This window comes from Microbacterium sp. CCH5-D1 (assembly GCF_001557335.1).
Taxonomy (GTDB): domain Bacteria; phylum Actinomycetota; class Actinomycetes; order Actinomycetales; family Microbacteriaceae; genus Microbacterium; species Microbacterium oxydans.
On the sequence record NZ_LSJW01000100.1, the window covers coordinates 1 to 16,759 of the forward strand.

Here is a 16,759-nt window from a genome sequence, read left to right on the forward strand (position 1 = left end):
AAGACGACGCCGACGACGCCGGGGCCGTCAGGGTCGGCCGCCATCACCTGCAGTGCGTCCGTGAGCTGGATCTCGCCCCCCTTGCCCGGCTCGGTGTGCTCGAGGATCTCGAAGACCGAGGCCGGGAGGACGTAGCGTCCGATGACCGCGAGGTTCGAGGGGGCGTCCTCCTGTGCCGGCTTCTCGACGAGACCGGTGACCCGAACCGCATCCGACCCTTCGAGGGGTTCGACCGCAGCGGCGCCGTACATGTGGATGTTCGCGGGATCGACCTCCATCAGCGCGATCACCGCGGCGCCGGTGCGCTCGTGCTCGGCGATCATCTCGGTGAGCAGCGGATCGCGCTCGTCGATCAGGTCGTCACCGAGCAGCACGGCGAAAGAACTGTCGCCGACATGGGTGCGCGCACGCAGCACTGCATGACCCAGACCCTTCGGCTCCCCCTGACGGACGAAGTGGATGTCGGCGAGGTCGCTCGACTTCATCACGCGCTCGAGGCGACCGGTGTCGCCCTTCTCCATGAGCTTCACCTCGAGCTCGGGGACCGAGTCGAAGTGGTTGGAGATCGCGTTCTTGTTGCGCCCGATGATGACGAGGATGTCGTCGATCCCGGCGTCAGCCGCCTCTTCGACGACGTACTGGATGGCCGGCTTGTCGACGACCGGGAGCATCTCCTTCGGCATCGCCTTCGTGGCGGGCAGGAATCGTGTCCCCAGTCCGGCGGCGGGGATGACTGCTTTGATCTTGTGGTTGCCCATCCTCTCAGCCTAGTGGTGAGCGTCGACGTAGACTCGGAGCCATGTCGAACGACGTCGAACACGCCAAGCGCGCACTCCGCGCCGAGCTCCGCGAACGACGCCAGCTCCTCTCCGACACACAACGCGAGACGGCGGCCACGGCCATCGGCGAACGCCTCGATGCCCTCGTCGACGAACTGGGCGCCCGATCCATCTCCTGCTTCCTCTCCACCACGACAGAGCCGGGCACCCGTGACTTCGTGACCAGGGCCGTGCGCCGCGGCATCCGCGTGCTCCTCCCCGTCACCCGCGCCGACGGACTGCTGGACTGGGCTGTCGCCACGGACGATGACGAGGTCGCCGAGGGCCTCTTCGGCCTGCCGGAGCCCACGGGCGAGGTGCTGGGCCCTATCGCCGTGAACGACGTCGACCTGATGATCGTCCCTGCCGCGGCGGTCGACCGTTCCGGCATGCGCATGGGCTGGGGGCGCGGGTACTTCGACAAGACGATCGGCTCGATGGAGAAGTGCCCTCCCGTCTACGCGGTCATCTATGATTCCGAGGTACTCGACGAACTTCCGCGAGAGGTCCACGACCAGCCGGTGAACGGCGTCGTTACCCCGTCGCAGACCCTCACCCTGTCGCCGCGGCGACGCTGATCTCAAGGACCCCCATGCCCACCTACGCCTATGCCTGCACCGCGTGCGGTCACACCTTCGACGCCGTGCAGAGCTTCGCCGACGACGCTCTCACTGTGTGCCCCGAGTGCGGTGGCGCGCTGCGCAAGCAGTACGGCTCGATCGGTGTGACCTTCAACGGCTCCGGTTTCTATCGCACGGACTCGCGCGCCAAATCCGGTGGATCGAAGGATGGTTCGGCATCATCGAAGACGGAATCGACGACGAGCGCCAAACCGGCGGCTGCGTCGACTCCGGCCTCTTCCTGAGGTATCGATCTGTTGGGGGATCCCATGCTCAAAGGTTTCAAGGACTTCCTGCTCCGGGGCAACGTCATCGATCTGGCCGTCGCGGTCGTCATCGGCACGGCGTTCACCGCGATCGTCACGGCGGTCGTCAACAGCATCATCAACCCGCTCATCGCGCTCTTCCTCAAGGCGGACGCGGCCGGACAGTTCGGGATCCAGGTTCCGAACATCTACGGCGAGACGGTGACCTTCCCGATCGGCGACCTGATCTCGGCGATCATCAGCTTCCTCGCCGTCGCCGTCGTCGTGTACTTCGTGTTCGTGCTGCCGATGAACACGTTCAAAGCTCATGTCGAGGCCCGCAAGGGCACGCCCGCGGAAGAGCCGGAGGAGGAGCCGGCCGCGGCGACCGAGTCCGAGCTGCTCGTCGAGATCCGCGATCTGCTCAAGGCACAGCGCGGAGCCTGACCGGCTGGAACCACTCGAGACGCACGGTCCCTCTTCGGAGGGACCGTGCGTCTCTCCGTTCCCGGCCGAGGTAGGAGCCGCACAGTCAGTAGTGCGGCGGGACGTCCTGGAGCAGCTGGTCGTCGTTCGGCCCCTTGGCACCCTTCGGCCGGTTCCGCGCCGGCGGCGTCTCCGCTGGCCCCGATTCCGGTTCCGGGTCGCTCCCCGGCACCGGAGTGAGACGCGCACGACGAGATCCAGCGATGCGTTCCACGTGCTGGCGCGGGTCCGCGGGCCCCGGGTGCTCAGTCATTCTGGGTGTCGAGCGTGTCGATCGGCTGCGTATCGTTCTCCGCGCGCGGGGCGGAATCCGAGATGCCGAGCACCGCGGCGATCCGGGTCGCCACGGTCACGGGGTCGCTGTAGAGGTCGAACGCGTGCACGCGCACGTAGTGCCAGCCCAGGCGACGCAGCACGTGCGGGCGCAGACGCAGGGACTCGCGCAGGGACTCGCCTCGCGTCTCGGGATCCGACTCGATCACGACGGCCTTGCCGCCGTGCTGCGCGACCAGCGGGAGCAGTCCGCGGTAGTCGACGTCCACCGAGGCGCCGAGGCGCCGCAGTTCGCGGGCAAGCGCCAGGGTCAGCGGGTCGGCGAGATCCTCCAGCCGCGCATCCCGGCTCCGGGCGGCCAGGCCGCCGAGGATCGACATCAAGGTCGCCGCCCCATGCTCCAGGCGCCCATCGTCGAACGAGGAGGGACGGATCGACGAGACGAGGACCATCGAACGGCGCGCTCGCGTCATCCCGACCGTGAGCAGTCGCTCGCCGTCCGGTGTGGAGAGGTCGCCGAAGTCGCTCAGGACGCGGCCGTGCTTGGTGAGGCCGAAGCCGAGCGAGAAGATCACACGATCGCGGCTCTCGGCGACTGACTCCTCGAGCGTCAGCACCGCGAACGGTTCGACCGTGTCTCGGCCGACGAAGTCCGCGACATCGGATCGCCCGGCGAACGCCGAAGTGACGGCGGCGCGCACGCGCTCGGCGTGGCGGGCGCTCGCGGTGACCACCATGAGGGATTCCGACGGGCGGTGCACCGCGTGCTCGACCACGAGGGTCACGACCCTGGCGACCTCGGCATCCGGGCTCTCGACCGCACCCGAGATCGGATCGGGCGTTCCCGTACCGCCCTCGACGTAGTCGACCGTCAGACTGCCACGACCGAGGTACGAGCCCGCCCAGGGAAGGGAGACGATCTCGCCTCCGTAGAAGGCATCGTTGATGAGCTCCGCGAGGTCCTCGCCACCCGCCCGGTAGCTGCGGGTGAGGGTCAGCACGGGCAGGAGCTCGGACAGCCGCTCGAAGGCCGAGACGTCGTCGAAGGGCACCTCGGGCTCCCACGACTCCTCCGGATCGACCGCGATGCGGAACGGGGTGGGGCGCTGCGTGACCGGGTCGCCGAACGCGACGATCTGGCGCGCACGACGGATCGCCGGGGCCGCTTCTGCGAGGTTGATCGCTGCGGCATCGACGAGGATCACGGTGTCGAACTCGACCGAGTCGGGGATCTCGGGCACCAGGTACGGCGAGGAGATCCAGGCCGGCGCGAGCACGTCGACAAGGGTGGGCGCAGCGCTGACCACCTGCGCGGTGGTCGTCGCGGATTGCGTCAGCGCCTGACGCAGGTGCTGCGACTGCTGGGGCTCGTCGACGATCGCGATGCGCCACTGATTGGCCAGCTGCCATGCGAGCAGCGGTCCGGCCATAGCGGCATGCGCCTCATCGACCAGGCGGAAATCGCGCTCGAGCCGATCGACGACCGCGGTGTTCGCTCCGAGGAGGGCGCGGTTGTCCTGCAGGGCGCGCTCGAGGAGGGACTGCCACCAGGCGAACTCGAGCTCCTCCCCCACCTGGGACTCCGAGACGTGGCGGACGGAGAGCTCGGTGAGAAGCGGCTCCAACCCGAGGAGGGCGAGTCGGTCACGCAGCTGGGCGCGCTCGACCAGGTTCTCGAAGACGTCGGATTTGGCAGCGAGGCCGGCGAGGGTGCGAACGAGCCGGGCCACGGGCAGCGATGCCAACGGCTCACGGCGTCCGAGGGCGGTGTCGAGTTCGGCGAGCTCGGCTTCCACACGCTGCCAGGCCGCGTGGACGTCGGCGAGACCGAGCGGGATCTCCGGAGCGACGCCGGCGTCGACGAAGCGCTGCCATTGGGTGCGCTGCGCCTGGATCCGCAGGAGAGCCTCATGCATCTCGGTGACATGCACTCCAGGGCGGACATACTCCTTGGCGAGCCGACGGAGCCTCCGCCTGTTCGCCCCGGACAGGCCGGGAGCGTCGCGGCGCGAACCGTGCGCCTGGATGAGCTCACCCAGAGGACGTTCGAAGACCGTGGGGCTGAATCGGTCGAGCGAATCGCGGATCCCCTGCAGCAGCCGCAGGTACTCGCCGAGCTCGTCGATGGTCGCGAACGGACGCATGTGCGTCTGCGCGATCAGCTCGTAGCCGCGCTCGAGCAGGGTGGGCACGCTCTGCGAGTGCAGTCGCCCGGCGAGCTCGTGCGCCGCTCGTGCGGCTTCGGTGCTGGAGAAGGTGACCCCGTACCAGGGCGAGTCGTTCGGGCCGAAGCGGAATTCGCCGAGACGGGCGGCCTGTGCGAGGGCCTCGGCAGCCTCGCTGCGGTCGGCGGCGAGGCGACGAAGCGCATCGGGTCCGAGACGCGCGGTGGTCGACGGTGGAACAGGGAGCGACGCCAAGCGCGTCAGCTGGCGGGTGGCGTCGAGGACCGAGGCGCCCAACCCGGCGATCGGCGCGCTGAGCGCCTGACGGTAGTCGCGCAGGACGGTGCGCAGGCGCACGAGGGCATCGTCGACTTCGCCGACCTTCGGCGCCGTGGCCTTCTCGTTGCGCCCGATGGCCCTGACCAGATCGCGCCGCACGTTCGCCGGCGAGACCGCGAGGCTGTCCAGTCCGATCCCGGCGAGACGATGGCGGACGCCGTCGAGGGTCGAGCGACGCGCGGACACGACGAGGACGCGCTTGCCTCCGCGCACGAGTTCGCCGAGCGCGTTGATCACGGTCTGCGTGCCGCCGGTCCCCGGAAGCGTCGCGACGGTCAGGGAGTGCCCCGCGGCGATGCGCGCGAGCACAGCTTCCTGCTCGGCGTCGGCGTCGAGGAGGAGATTGTCGGACGCAGGAGCGCGGTCGTCCGGCCCGATGTGGTGCGGGATCGCCCGTGGGGCGGTCACGCGCTCGCGGTCGCCCACGTGTCCGGCGAGGGCGTTCAGCACCTGATGGTCGAGACTGCCGCCGTCGCGGGACATCACCCCGGACACGTCGGCGAACGTCGAGACGACCAGGCGCGGCTCGACCGAGAAGGTGTCGATCGATCGCGTGATCGCGCGCAGGCTGTCGATCACCGGCTGCGGCTTGAAGATCCCGCCGTCGTAGGCGAGGGCTGCGAGAGCTGTCGCGTCGATCGTGAGACCGAAGTGATCGCGGGCGATCCGCACGAGTTCGGGATTCACCTCGAAGGTGCCCTGCAGCTTCAGCTCGAAGTCGGAGTGGTGGCGGCGGATCGCCAGCGGACGCAACAGCACAGGTGCGGCGAACCCCGCTCCCCCGATGCGCCACCGGGCGACGCCGACGGCGAGGTGCACGGCCTCGATGCCGCGGACGGTGCGCAGCTCGGTGTTCTTTGCTGTGATGCGCTCCGCGGCGAGTCTCGCTGTGCGCAGACCGACCTCATCGCGGAAGAGGTTCGAGAGCAGCGTCGACTTGCCGGTGATGAACTGCGGCAGGCTGCCGGGGTGCGCCTTGGAGATGTCGATACCCGACTCGGGGCTGTCGCGGAAGCTCACCAGTGGCGAGGGGCCGCCGAGATCCGCGGCCTCCGCTCTCAGACGCGTGCGCTCCGACTCCGCTGCGTGCGCGATGTCGATGCCGGCAGTGGACCCGTGCAGGTCGCTGATCGACACAGCAGGATCCACCGCTGTGTCGTCCGCAGACTTTCCTTCACGTCGCCACACAATGACACCCTAGGCGCGCGACATGCCGACGCGGGGTATCCCGGGCGGGTTTCCGCCGAATTTCCGCGATGCGATGCACCGTCCACTTCTCCTGCCCGGCGTCCGCGCCGACGAGGTTCTCCACCCGGAGCGGCAACAGCGGCGTGCGGTGTCCCGTCCAGCGGTCAGGATGGGGGCATGACCTTCCGCTACGACTTCGCGCCGACCCCCTTCGGCGATGCTCTCGCGGTGTTCTCCGACGAGGGCATCGTGCGGTTCGATCTCTCCGAATCCGAAGACCCGCGCGTGCCCTGGCTGCTCGAAGGCGTGTCGCGCCAGCTGAGATCCGTGCCGGAGCCCGACCCCGGCGCCGCCGACGAGCTCGCCCATCTGCTCGCCGACTACTTCGACGGCGAGCAGGTGCGCTTCGACGAGCACATCCGCCTCGACTGGCGACTCGTCGACGGGTTCGCTCTGACCGCTCTGCGGACGATCTGCGACATCGAGTGGGGCGAGACGATGAGCTACGGAGAGGTCGCGGTCCTCGCCGGACACCCCGGCGCCGCGCGCGCCGTCGGCACAGCGTGTCGCATCACACCGTTCTCGATCATCGTCCCGGTGCACCGCGTCGTGCGGTCGGACGGCAGCGCGGGCCAATACGGCGCGCACCCTGAGCGCAAGAAGTTCCTGCTCGACCTCGAGACGAGCTGAGCCGTCGGCAGGCGGTGTCGTGGACCCGGCGAGTAGGCCGCCGGGTCCACGACTTCAGGCTCAGGCTCAGTGCTCCGTGGCCTTCTCCGCGCCGAATCCGGTGAGCGATCGCACCTCCATCTCCGCGGCCAACCGGGGAGACTCCTTGCGGCTGCTGGTGATCGTGCCCAGCCAGCCGAGCAGGAAGCCCAACGGGATCGAGACGATGCCCGGGTTGTTCAGCGGCCACACGGCGATGTCGATCCCCGGGATCATCGATGTCGGGGTTCCCGAGAACACCGGCGAGAGGACGATGAGGACAATCGCCGACCCGAGCCCGCCGTACATGCTCCACACGGCCCCGCGAGTGGTGAATCGGCGCCAGAACAGCGAGTACAGGATGGTGGGCAGATTCGCCGACGCGGCCACGGCGAAAGCCAGCGCCACCAGGAACGCGATGTTCTGCCCCTGCGCGCCGATCCCGCCGACGATCGCCAGGATGCCGATCACGATGACCGTACGTCGGGCGACGCGCACCTCTCCGTTGGGGTCGGCTTCGATCGGCTTGCCCTCCGAGTCCTTGCGCCCCTTCTGGATGACGTTCGCGTAGATGTCGTGCGCGAACGACGCGGCAGCGGTGATCGTGAGTCCCGCGACGACCGCGAGGATCGTCGCGAATGCCACAGCCGAGATGAAGCCGAGCAGCACCGGTCCGCCGAGTTGGAGAGCCAGCAGCGGGGCCGCGGAGTTCACACCCCCCGGGGCCGCGGCTATCACGTCCGCTCCGACCAGGGCGCCGGCACCGTACCCGAGCACGAGCGTGAGCAGGTAGAACCCGCCGATGAGCCAGATGGCCCAGACGACCGAGCGACGGGCCTCCTTGGCGGTCGGAACCGTGTAGAAGCGCATCAGGACGTGCGGCAATCCCGCGGTGCCCAGCACGAGCGCCAGACCGAGAGAGAGGAAGTCCCACGGATTTGCTCCGTACTGCAGACCGGGCGCCAGGATCGCGTCACCCTTGTCCGAGTTCGCCACCGCGGCCTCGAGCAGCGTGTTCAGACTGAACCCGTTGATCGCGAGCACCCACACGGTCATCCCGAGGGCACCGCCGATGAGGAGGAAGGCCTTGACGATCTGCACCCAGGTCGTTCCCTTCATGCCGCCGATCAGCACGTAGACGATCATGAGGATGCCGACGACCGCGATCACGACCGACTGACCGACCCGACCGTCGATGCCGAGCAGCAGGGACACCAGACCGCCGGCACCCGCCATCTGCGCCAGCAGGTAGAAGAAGCACACGGCGAGCGTCGTGATGGCGGCCGCCATCCGCACAGGCCGCTGCTGCAGGCGGAACGAGAGCACGTCCGCCATGGTGAACTTGCCGGTGTTCCGCATCAGCTCGGCGACCAGGAGCAGGGCCACGAGCCACGCCACGAGGAAGCCGATGGAGTAGAGGAATCCGTCGTACCCGTTGATCGCGATCGCACCGCAGATCCCGAGGAATGATGCGGCGGACAGGTAGTCGCCCGCGATAGCGAACCCGTTCTGCGGACCGGTGAACGAGCGGCCGGCGGCGTAGTAGTCGGCCGCGGTCTTGTTGTTGCGACTCGCTCTGATCACGATGAACAGCGTCACCGCCACGAACGCCAGGAAGATCGAGATGTTGAAGACCGGATTGATCTCGAGGGCAGCGGGTGCTGCCGTGCGCACGCCGCTCATGCCGCGCCCTGCGCTTCCTCGAGTTCCTCGCGGATCTGCGCCGCGAGCGGATCGAGCTTGCGATTCGCGAAGGAGACGTAGGCCATCGTGATCGCGAAGGTGGTGACGAACTGGCCGAGGCCGAAGAGGAGGCCGATCGTGATGTCACCCCACACCCGCTGTCCCATGAAATCCGGAGCGAAGGCGGCCAGAAGGACGTAGACGAAGTACCAGAGAAGGAAGAAGGCCGCCATCGGGAAGATGAACGATCTCTGCGTGCGTTTCAAGGTCAGGAATCTCGGTGATCGTTCGACCGCTGTGTAGTCGATCTCACCGTTCGGATCCGTGTTCGTCTGGTCGCTCATGGGGCCTCCTTGCCACATGTCCGGTGCTCGCACGAGCCACCTCGCGCGAATGGTAGGGTCGACGCTACGAAACGGGGCATTGCGTCGTCACCCCCGAAAGTAGGTAGTCGTGAACTCACCCGTCGCCCGCGAATCCGAGGCGGATCTCGTCGCGAACGCGGTGCGGGAGCTTGCACGGCGCACACGCTTCCCTGTCGCTTTCGGCGGCCTCATCGAAGAAGGCGTGGTGAGCGTCACCAGCATCGTCGGCGCTCGCACGCGTTCGCTGGACGGTCTTCGCGTGCGTCCGGAACGCGGCCTCGGCGGTCGCGCGATGATGGAGCTCCGCCCCCGCATGACGAGTGACTACGGGTCGTCCCAGCAGATCACCCACGACTACGACGTCTTCGTGCTGGGAGAAGGTCTGCGTACGCTCCTCGCTCTTCCCATCGTCGTCCAGGGACGCTCCCGCGGGGTGCTCTACGCCGGCGGGTGGGACGAGGAGCGAGTCGGCGGGGTGACCACCGCCCCCGCCATGCAGGTCGCCCGATCCGTCGCCGATGAACTGCGCATCCGCGACGAGGTGCAACGGCGACTCCAGGAGACCGCCCTCAACGAGGACGTGGTCGCCCCGGCGCAACGCGAGGAACTGCGGCAGAGCTTCGCGGAACTCCGCAGCATCGCGGCCTCCGTCGAGGACGAAGATCTCCGCACCAGGATCGCGCACGTCGAGCGGCGCCTGCTGACCCTCGCCGGAGACGGTGCGGCGCCGGCCACGGGGCCGATCCCCGCGATCCACCTCTCTCCGCGCGAGACCGACGTGCTCGCATGCGCTGCGCTCGGTTCGACCAACGCGGAGATCGCGTCGCAACTCGGTCTGCGAGAAGGCACCATCAAGGCATATCTGGGGACGGCGATGTCCAAATTGGATGCGTCGACGCGCCACGCCGCTGTCGCGAGAGCCCGGCGAATCGGACTTCTTCCCTGATCAAAGGGAATGGAGTAATCGCACGGCCTTTGCGAGATGAATGCGATCGAGCATTTCGAGTTGTCGCATTTCTCTCAGTGGAGTAAAGTCGCCCCCATGGCGAGACGAATTGTGCACCAGCTGGTCGACGACATCGATGGCAGCGTTCTGGAGGTCGGCGAAGGCGAGACTGTGCATTTCTCGCTCAACGGCACCGCTTATGAGATCGACCTGAACACCGCGCACGCCGATGAATTGCGCAAGGCGCTGGAGCCCTACGTGGCGGCCGGACGCAAGGCGGGATCGTCCTCGAACGCCTCACGCACGTCGTCCGCACGCAAGCGTCCAGCGCGGAACCCCGAGGTCGCGGCGATCCGCGCATGGGCGAATGACAATGGCCACAAGCTCTCCGAGCGTGGACGCATTCCTGCGCAGGTCGTCGACGCGTACAACGCGGCGCACTGACGTCATTCCAGACGTTCTTCACCCCCTACGGGGTAATTGTTACGCGCCCTCCTGCAGCCAAGGCTCGTCCCGAAGCGTGATCTCCTCGGTCATATCCGTGAGGAAGCGGATCACGACTTCCCTTTCGGCCTGCGTCAGGCGAGCGGCGGAATAGAACCGCTTCGCCTGCTGCCGACCCACCGTCTCCATCGCCGCATGCCGAGTCTCCGGGGTGATGGATATCTGCAACGCCCTGCGGTCGGTCGGGTGCGGAGCGCGGGCGATATGCCCTCCCTGCTCGAGGCGGTCGAGAAGCTTCGTGGTCGCCGCGGTGGAGACGCCGAGGTGGTGGGCGATGCCCCCCGGAGTTGCCACGAGGTTTCGATTCGCGCACACGATCAGATAGTGCAACGCGCGCATGTCGGTCTCGTTCAGGCGCATGTACCGGCGCGAGGCCTGCGAGAGGGTCTGCTCCGCTTCGCGCAGCCCTGCCAACGACTCCATGACCTGCGCGATCTGCTTCAGCTCCTCGGGCGGCACGCCTGTGCGGTCGATCAGGACACTGCGGGGGTCGCTGGCCTCGACGTCGTAGATCGCGGTGTGGATGAGCCCGTCCGGCGTCTCGCCCGTCGGACTCACCCCTGCTCCCGGTGCGGGGGACGACTCCTGCGCGCCCGCGTTCGGGGTGGTGCCGGGCTCCGAGTCCATGCGATCATGTTACACACCAACAGTTTCATGCTAAGTTGACTACTCACCAAGTTAGCTAAATCGGGAACGCTCGAGGCCAAGGAGATGCCGTGGATGACGTGACCCTCCTCGCCGAAGACGGGACGGCTGTCGGAACGCTTCCCAAGAGCGAAGTCCACACCAGCGACACTCCCCTGCACCTGGCCTTCTCCTGCTACGTCTTCGACCGTGACGGTCGCCTGCTGATCACCCGCCGGGCGCTCACGAAGAAGACGTGGCCGGGTGTCTGGACCAACAGCTTCTGCGGCCACCCGCGACCGGATGAGGCCATGGTCGATGCGGTGCTTCGCCACGGTCGCGGGGAACTCGGCATCCAGGTGTCGGACATCCGCACCGCGCTCCCCGACTACCGGTACCGCGCCGTCGATGCGAGCGGGATCGTCGAGAACGAGATCTGTCCAGTGCACGTCGCCGTCCTCGACGCCGACCCCACGGCGAATCCCGATGAGGTGTCCGAGTGGACGTGGGTCGACGTGGATCCGCTGATCGAGGCCGTGGCGCATGCGCCCTTCGCCTTCAGTCCGTGGTTGGTCGAGCAGCTGCCCCTGTTACGTCAACGCGGCGAGGTGTGACCGATGAGCGCGACGACCACCGAGGAATCGCTGAGCACCCGGATCGAGGAGGCACTTCGCCACCGGTTCTCCGAGAGAAGCACAGCGGCCGAGCGTTACGGGAGCGAGTTCGTCGCACTGTGGCGGGCCGCCCAGGAACACGCTCTCGGGGGAAAGCTGATCCGTCCCCGCCTGCTCCTCGATCTCACGCATGCGCTGGCACCCGCGCCGCTGACGATCGCCGAGACGCAGTCCGCGATCGAGGTGGCCGCCCACGTCGAGCTTCTCCACTACGCCTTCCTCCTCCACGACGACGTGATCGACGGTGACCTCACGCGGCGCAGAAGACCCAATCTGATCGGAGCGCTCGCGGCATCCCGCCCCGCAGGACCGACCGAGACCTCCCTGCACTGGGCGCGCTCGAGCGCGATCCTCCTCGGGGATCTGCTCCTGTCGTCGGCGGTGCTGGGCTTCGCGCGCGCCGAGGTCGCCGCAGAGTCTCGCGAGCGCCTGCTCGGCCTGCTCGAAGAGACGATCTTCGAGACCGTGGCGGGGGAGCACACCGACGTCGCACTCAGCGACGGCATCATCGCTCCCGATCTGCGGACGATCCTCTCCACGAGCGCGTACAAGACCTCGACCTACTCCTTCGTCCTGCCGCTGCGCGCCGCTGCGGTGCTCGCAGGTTCGTCGACCGCTGCCGAGGAGCACCTCACGGCGATCGGATGGAACCTCGGACTCGCCTATCAGCTGCAGGACGACCTGCTGTCGGTGTTCGGCGACCCCGAGGAGCACGGCAAGGACCCCTTCTCCGATCTGAGAGAGGGCAAGGAGACGGCGATCATCGCGTACGCGCGCATGACGAGCGAATGGGACGGGATCGAGCTGCACTTCGGACGGACCGACCTCAGCCCGGCGGACGCCGCGGCTGCTCGCGACCGACTGCGCGCATGCGGCTCCGAGGCCTTCGTCGAGGGTTTGGTGCAGGAGCATCTCGATGCCGCCGATGCCGCGCTTCTCGACGCGGAATCCGCGGGCCTGGTCCCCAGCACGGCGGCAGAGGCCATTCGGAGTCTCGCTTCCCGAGTCGGGAGTCGCCGCCGATGAGCACCACCCCATCCGGCCACCGCGATGAGACCGCACTCCGACGTTTCAACCGCACGGCGGAGATCGCCACGACCGATGTCATCCGCACGTACTCGACGTCGTTCGGACTCGCCAGCCGCCTGCTCGGGAAACGCCATCGGCAGCACGTGCGCAACATCTACGCGATGGTCCGCATCGCCGACGAGATCGTCGACGGCGTGGCTGCGGAGGCCGGCCTTGACGTCACGGCACAATCAGCCGCCCTCGATTCGTACATCGCGGAGACCCATCGGTCGATGCGCAGCGGCTACAGCAGCGACCTGATCCTGCATGCGTTCGCTCGCACGGCGCGGGAGTGCGCGATCGGCGAGGACCTGACCCAGCCGTTCTTCGACTCGATGCGTGCGGACATCGACGCGGACTCCGGTTTCGCCGCGTATGACATCGACGCCCATGCGGCCTACGTCTACGGCTCCGCTGAGGTCGTCGGGCTCATGTGTCTGCAGGTGTTCCTGCGAGACGCCGAGCGCACACGGGAGGAACGGGAGATCCTGCGGCACGGGGCACGGCAGCTCGGCGCCGCTTTCCAGAACGTGAACTTCCTGCGCGACCTCGCAGACGACACCGACCGTCTGCACCGCGGTTACCTCGGCGGGAGCGCGCGTCTCACCGACGCTGATCGCGACGCGTGGGTCGAGACCGTGTTCGGGCAGCTTGCCGACGCGCGCGCCGCGATCCCGCTGCTGCCCAAGGACGCGCGCGCCGCGGTTCGCAGCGCCCTGGCGTTGTTCGCCGCGCTCACTCGGCGGGTGTCGACGACTCCCGTCGACGTCCTCTACCGGCGCCGGGTCCGCGTTCCCGATCCGATCAAGGCCGTCCTCGCCGCTCGATCCGTGCTCGTCACAGCGCTGGAGCGCGACCGATGAGCCGGGTGGTCGTCATCGGCGCCGGCGTTGCCGGTCTCGCCACGGCAGGACTGCTCGCACGGGACGGACACGACGTCGTCGTGCTCGAGAAGAACGATCGTGTCGGCGGCCGAGCAGGGACGATCGAACGCGACGGGTTCCGTTTCGACTCCGGCCCATCGTGGTACCTGATGCCGGAGGTCTTCGACCACTTCTTCGAGATGATGGGCACCACGACCGCCGAGCAGCTCGACCTGGTCAGGCTCGACCCGGGCTACCGCGTGTTCCGAGCGCCCGGAGCGGTGGATGCCTCCCCGACACCGGTGACCGTGCCCGCAGGACGGGAAGAGGTCACACGGCTGTTCGAAGCGCTCGAACCCGGCTCAACGGCAGCGCTCGACGCGTACCTCGACTCCGCGCAGGATGCCGGAGCGATGGCCCGGAAGTACTTCCTCTACAACCCGTTCACGCGCATGCGGTCGCTTCTCGCGCCGGAGGTGGTCCGCGCTCTGCCCCGACTGGGCGCCCTGCTCGGAACACGCCTGCAGTCCTACGCTGCGCGGCGCTTCGACCACCCTGTCGTGCGCCAGATCCTGGGCTACCCCGCGGTGTTCCTCGGAACCGATCCCCGAAGCGCTCCGGCGATGTACCACCTCATGAGTGCGCTCGACCTCGATCAGGGCGTCAGCTACCCGCAGGGCGGATTCTGGCGCGTGGTCGAACGGATCGAGGCACTCGCACGCGATGCGGGAGCACGGATCGTGACCGAGGCGCAGGTGACCGGGATCCGCACGCAGGACGGTGCCGACGGCACGCACGTGACCGGCGTCGGCTGGCTCGACGAGTCCGGTGCCTCCCACGTCGAGAGCGCCGACGTGGTGGTCTCAGCAGCCGATCTGCACCATACCGAGACCGCCCTGCTCCCTGCCTCGCTGCAGACCTATCCGGAATCGTGGTGGGCGCGACGCACCAGCGGACCCGGCGGGATCCTCGTGATGCTGGGCGTACGCGGCGCGCTGCCCGAGCTCCCCCACCATTCGCTGTTCTTCACCGACGATTGGGACGCGAACTTCGACGCGATCTTCGGCTCCACCCCGACGGTGCCGCACCCGGCATCGATCTACGTCTGCCGGCCGAGCGCGACCGACCCCGACGTCGCTCCCGCCGACCATGAGAACCTGTTCGTCCTGATCCCGGTGCCCGCCGACGTCGATCTCGGCAACGGTGGGGCCGACGGACACGGATCCCCCGCGGTCGAGCGCGCGGCCGACGCGGCGATCGATCAGGTGGCGACCTGGGCGGGCATCCCCGACCTGCGGGAGCGGATCGTCGTGCGGCAGACGACAGGGCCCGCGGACTTCCGTGACGACTATCACTCCTGGCGCGGCGGGATGCTGGGCCCGGCCCACATCCTCTCGCAGAGTGCGATGTTCCGCGCCCAGAACGCATCCAAGCGCGTGCAGGGTCTGTTCTACGCCGGCGCCACGACGGCACCGGGCGTGGGGGTTCCGATGTGTCTGATCAGCGCGGAGGTCGTCCTCAAACGCATCAGGGGCGACCACTCGCCGGGGCCGCTCCCCGTTCCCGCACACTCCCCCGTCGGGACGGAGGCGTCCTGATGGGTGCGGTGTATCTGGCGGCCCTCCTGGTGTCGCTGGGCTGCATGCTGCTGCTGGACTGGCGGTTCCGGCTCTTCTTCTGGCGCGACGCGGTCTCCGCTGCCGTGGTGACGACCCTCGGCCTCGTGTTCTTCCTCGTGTGGGACGTGGCCGGGATCGCGAACGGGATCTTCTTCCGCGGCGACGGAGCGATTGCGACGGGCCTGGTGCTCGCTCCCGAGCTTCCCATCGAGGAACCCGTCTTCCTGCTGTTCCTCGTCGTCTGCACCATGATCATCTACACCGGGACGACGCGTGTGCTCGCCCGACTCCGTGCACGCACAAGGGCACAGAGGGAGCGATGATGACCTACCTCCAGCTCTCCGCCTGGTTCGTCGTCGGTTCCGCAGTTGCCGGCACGGCGCTCGTGCTCGCGTCCCGCGGTCGCGGACCACGCCCCGCATCCGTGCTCCTGACCATCCTCGTGCTCTTCCTCCTCACCGCCGCGTTCGACACCGTGATGATCGCGAGCGGGCTGTTCCACTACGCCCAGGATCCGCTGCTCGGAGTGCACGTCGGGCTCGCGCCGATCGAGGACTTCGCCTACCCGCTCGCAGGTGCTCTGCTCCTTCCGGCCGCGTGGACCGCGATGCGCGCCCTTCGGCGGTCCCGCGGGCGGACACCGACAGATGAGGAGGAACGACGTTGAGCGGAGCCACCGCGCCGTCGAACGGCATCGCACGGGACATCGCCCAGATCGTGCTGTCGTCGCGTCCGATCAGTTGGATCAACACGGCTTTCCCGTTCGCGGCCGCCTACCTCCTGAGCACGCGCGACATCGACCTCACCCTCGTGCTCGGCACCCTGTACTTCCTCATCCCCTACAACCTCGCGATGTACGGGATCAACGACGTGTTCGACTACGCCTCCGATCTGGCGAACCCGCGCAAGGGAGGCATCGAGGGAGCACTGCTCGCACCCCGCATCCATCGAGCGACCCTGTGGGCGGCTGCGGCGACGAACATCCCCTTCCTCGTCTACCTCGTGATCGTCGGGAACCCGGCCTCGACGGCCTGGCTTGCGGTGAGCGTCTTCGCGGTCATCGCATACTCCGCGCCGTTCCTCCGATTCAAGGAGCGCCCGTTCCTCGATTCCGTCACCTCCAGCACACATTTCGTCAGTCCCGCGATCGTCGGCCTCGCCCTGGCCGGAGCGTCGGCGACGACGGGAACCGTCGTCACGCTCGGCGCGTTCTTCCTCTGGGGGATGGCCGCCCATGCCTTCGGCGCCGTGCAGGACATCGGCCCCGACCGGGCGGGCGGCATCTCTTCGATCGCCACGGTCATCGGTGCACGGGCGACCGTACGCCTGTCGCTCGCGCTGTGGGTGATCGCGGGCACGGCCATGCTGTGGACTCCGTGGCCCGGCCCGCTCGCCGCCGTCCTCGCGTTGCCCTATGTGGTGAATGCAGCACCGTGGTGGAACGTGACGGACGCGACTTCCGCCTCCACGAACCGCGCCTGGCGACGCTTCATCGCCCTCAACTACTTCGCCGGCTTCCTCGCGACGATGATCCTCATCCTCGCCTGGATCTCCTGACCGCCCGTTCCGAA

General features: G+C 68.0%; 18 protein-coding genes. 13 read left to right on the plus strand and 5 right to left on the minus strand.

Features of this window, described 5'->3' with window-relative positions; translation table 11 throughout:
- A partial coding sequence (locus AX744_RS06840) for a UTP--glucose-1-phosphate uridylyltransferase (RefSeq protein ID WP_061015961.1) occupies positions 1-758 on the minus strand: 758 nt, incomplete at its 3' end.
- A 41-nt stretch (positions 759-799) separates the two neighbouring features.
- On the opposite strand from AX744_RS06840, the gene AX744_RS06845 reads away from it, so the two are divergent.
- The 3 genes from AX744_RS06845 to mscL are packed head-to-tail and all read left to right on the plus strand — an operon-like array spanning position 800 to position 2,130.
- Entirely contained in the window at positions 800-1,396 is a 597-nt protein-coding gene (locus AX744_RS06845; protein WP_046749795.1) for a 5-formyltetrahydrofolate cyclo-ligase, read from the plus strand.
- A 14-nt stretch (positions 1,397-1,410) separates the two neighbouring features.
- Complete coding sequence (locus AX744_RS06850) at positions 1,411-1,683, plus strand: FmdB family zinc ribbon protein (RefSeq protein ID WP_046749796.1); 273 nt, start codon at positions 1,411-1,413, stop codon at positions 1,681-1,683.
- Between the two features lie 24 nt (positions 1,684-1,707).
- A complete protein-coding gene (mscL, locus tag AX744_RS06855; protein ID WP_046749797.1) occupies positions 1,708-2,130 on the plus strand; it encodes a large conductance mechanosensitive channel protein MscL in 423 nt (140 codons plus the stop codon).
- A 284-nt stretch (positions 2,131-2,414) separates the two neighbouring features.
- Here mscL and AX744_RS06865 read toward each other — a convergent pair whose 3' ends face one another.
- Positions 2,415-6,083, minus strand: coding sequence for an ATP-binding protein (locus AX744_RS06865; RefSeq protein WP_174799759.1), 3,669 nt, complete (start codon positions 6,081-6,083; stop codon positions 2,415-2,417).
- Between the two features lie 228 nt (positions 6,084-6,311).
- Here AX744_RS06865 and AX744_RS06870 point away from each other — a divergent pair, with 228 nt between their 5' ends.
- On the plus strand, positions 6,312-6,824 hold the full coding sequence (locus AX744_RS06870; RefSeq protein WP_058631257.1) for a methylated-DNA--[protein]-cysteine S-methyltransferase: 513 nt from the start codon (positions 6,312-6,314) through the stop codon (positions 6,822-6,824).
- A gap of 66 nt (positions 6,825-6,890) precedes the next feature.
- Here the strand turns inward: AX744_RS06870 and AX744_RS06875 are convergent, their stop codons facing one another.
- On the minus strand, positions 6,891-8,525 hold the full coding sequence (locus tag AX744_RS06875; protein WP_058631258.1) for a solute symporter family protein: 1,635 nt from the start codon (positions 8,523-8,525) through the stop codon (positions 6,891-6,893).
- Positions 8,522-8,869, minus strand: coding sequence for a DUF485 domain-containing protein (locus AX744_RS06880; protein ID WP_061015963.1), 348 nt, complete (start codon positions 8,867-8,869; stop codon positions 8,522-8,524). Before AX744_RS06880 ends, AX744_RS06875 begins: the two co-directional genes overlap by 4 nt.
- A gap of 109 nt (positions 8,870-8,978) precedes the next feature.
- Between AX744_RS06880 and AX744_RS06885 the strand changes: the two genes are divergently transcribed.
- Both AX744_RS06885 and AX744_RS06890 read left to right on the plus strand, forming a co-directional pair.
- Positions 8,979-9,836 (plus strand): LuxR C-terminal-related transcriptional regulator, encoded by an 858-nt coding sequence (locus AX744_RS06885; RefSeq protein ID WP_046749803.1) that lies wholly within the window; start codon positions 8,979-8,981, stop codon positions 9,834-9,836.
- Positions 9,837-9,932: 96 nt separating this feature from the next.
- The gene (locus AX744_RS06890; RefSeq protein WP_058631260.1) at positions 9,933-10,280 is read left to right on the plus strand and encodes a histone-like nucleoid-structuring protein Lsr2; all 348 of its coding nucleotides are present in this window, start codon (positions 9,933-9,935) and stop codon (positions 10,278-10,280) included.
- A 39-nt stretch (positions 10,281-10,319) separates the two neighbouring features.
- On the opposite strand, the gene AX744_RS06895 is transcribed toward AX744_RS06890, so the two are convergent.
- Positions 10,320-10,967 (minus strand): MarR family winged helix-turn-helix transcriptional regulator, encoded by a 648-nt coding sequence (locus tag AX744_RS06895; RefSeq protein ID WP_082738431.1) that lies wholly within the window; start codon positions 10,965-10,967, stop codon positions 10,320-10,322.
- Positions 10,968-11,056: 89 nt separating this feature from the next.
- On the opposite strand from AX744_RS06895, the gene idi reads away from it, so the two are divergent.
- The 7 genes from idi to AX744_RS06930 are packed head-to-tail and all read left to right on the plus strand — an operon-like array spanning position 11,057 to position 16,745.
- Positions 11,057-11,578, plus strand: coding sequence for an isopentenyl-diphosphate Delta-isomerase (gene idi, locus AX744_RS06900; protein WP_058631261.1), 522 nt, complete (start codon positions 11,057-11,059; stop codon positions 11,576-11,578).
- 3 nt (positions 11,579-11,581) lie between these two features.
- On the plus strand, positions 11,582-12,664 hold the full coding sequence (locus tag AX744_RS06905; RefSeq protein WP_061015965.1) for a polyprenyl synthetase family protein: 1,083 nt from the start codon (positions 11,582-11,584) through the stop codon (positions 12,662-12,664).
- Positions 12,661-13,569: a phytoene/squalene synthase family protein gene (locus tag AX744_RS06910; protein WP_058631263.1), complete on the plus strand. Its 909-nt coding sequence runs from the start codon at positions 12,661-12,663 to the stop codon at positions 13,567-13,569. Before AX744_RS06905 ends, AX744_RS06910 begins: the two co-directional genes overlap by 4 nt.
- Positions 13,566-15,167, plus strand: coding sequence for a phytoene desaturase family protein (gene crtI, locus AX744_RS06915; RefSeq protein ID WP_061015967.1), 1,602 nt, complete (start codon positions 13,566-13,568; stop codon positions 15,165-15,167). Before AX744_RS06910 ends, crtI begins: the two co-directional genes overlap by 4 nt.
- Positions 15,167-15,511: a lycopene cyclase domain-containing protein gene (locus AX744_RS06920; RefSeq protein ID WP_046749809.1), complete on the plus strand. Its 345-nt coding sequence runs from the start codon at positions 15,167-15,169 to the stop codon at positions 15,509-15,511. Before crtI ends, AX744_RS06920 begins: the two co-directional genes overlap by 1 nt.
- Positions 15,508-15,855 (plus strand): lycopene cyclase domain-containing protein, encoded by a 348-nt coding sequence (locus tag AX744_RS06925; protein WP_331709295.1) that lies wholly within the window; start codon positions 15,508-15,510, stop codon positions 15,853-15,855. The genes AX744_RS06920 and AX744_RS06925 overlap by 4 nt, the downstream gene beginning before the upstream one ends.
- On the plus strand, positions 15,852-16,745 hold the full coding sequence (locus tag AX744_RS06930; RefSeq protein WP_058631267.1) for a prenyltransferase: 894 nt from the start codon (positions 15,852-15,854) through the stop codon (positions 16,743-16,745). The genes AX744_RS06925 and AX744_RS06930 overlap by 4 nt, the downstream gene beginning before the upstream one ends.
- Positions 16,746-16,759: the final 14 nt, after the last annotated feature.

Bases quoted from the DNA above. Each gene is read 5' to 3' on its own strand.
- crtI (WP_061015967.1), top strand. From the start codon at position 13,566: ATGAGCCGGGTGGTCGTCATCGGCGCCGGCGTTGCCGGTCTCGCCACG.
- AX744_RS06875 (WP_058631258.1), bottom strand. From the start codon at position 8,525: ATGAGCGGCGTGCGCACGGCAGCACCCGCTGCCCTCGAGATCAATCCG.
- AX744_RS06870 (WP_058631257.1), top strand. From the start codon at position 6,312: ATGACCTTCCGCTACGACTTCGCGCCGACCCCCTTCGGCGATGCTCTC.
- AX744_RS06845 (WP_046749795.1), top strand. From the start codon at position 800: ATGTCGAACGACGTCGAACACGCCAAGCGCGCACTCCGCGCCGAGCTC.
- AX744_RS06895 (WP_082738431.1), bottom strand. From the start codon at position 10,967: ATGGACTCGGAGCCCGGCACCACCCCGAACGCGGGCGCGCAGGAGTCG.
- AX744_RS06925 (WP_331709295.1), top strand. From the start codon at position 15,508: ATGATGACCTACCTCCAGCTCTCCGCCTGGTTCGTCGTCGGTTCCGCA.
- AX744_RS06880 (WP_061015963.1), bottom strand. From the start codon at position 8,869: ATGAGCGACCAGACGAACACGGATCCGAACGGTGAGATCGACTACACA.
- AX744_RS06905 (WP_061015965.1), top strand. From the start codon at position 11,582: ATGAGCGCGACGACCACCGAGGAATCGCTGAGCACCCGGATCGAGGAG.
- AX744_RS06920 (WP_046749809.1), top strand. From the start codon at position 15,167: ATGGGTGCGGTGTATCTGGCGGCCCTCCTGGTGTCGCTGGGCTGCATG.
- mscL (WP_046749797.1), top strand. From the start codon at position 1,708: ATGCTCAAAGGTTTCAAGGACTTCCTGCTCCGGGGCAACGTCATCGAT.
- AX744_RS06850 (WP_046749796.1), top strand. From the start codon at position 1,411: ATGCCCACCTACGCCTATGCCTGCACCGCGTGCGGTCACACCTTCGAC.
- AX744_RS06910 (WP_058631263.1), top strand. From the start codon at position 12,661: ATGAGCACCACCCCATCCGGCCACCGCGATGAGACCGCACTCCGACGT.
- AX744_RS06890 (WP_058631260.1), top strand. From the start codon at position 9,933: ATGGCGAGACGAATTGTGCACCAGCTGGTCGACGACATCGATGGCAGC.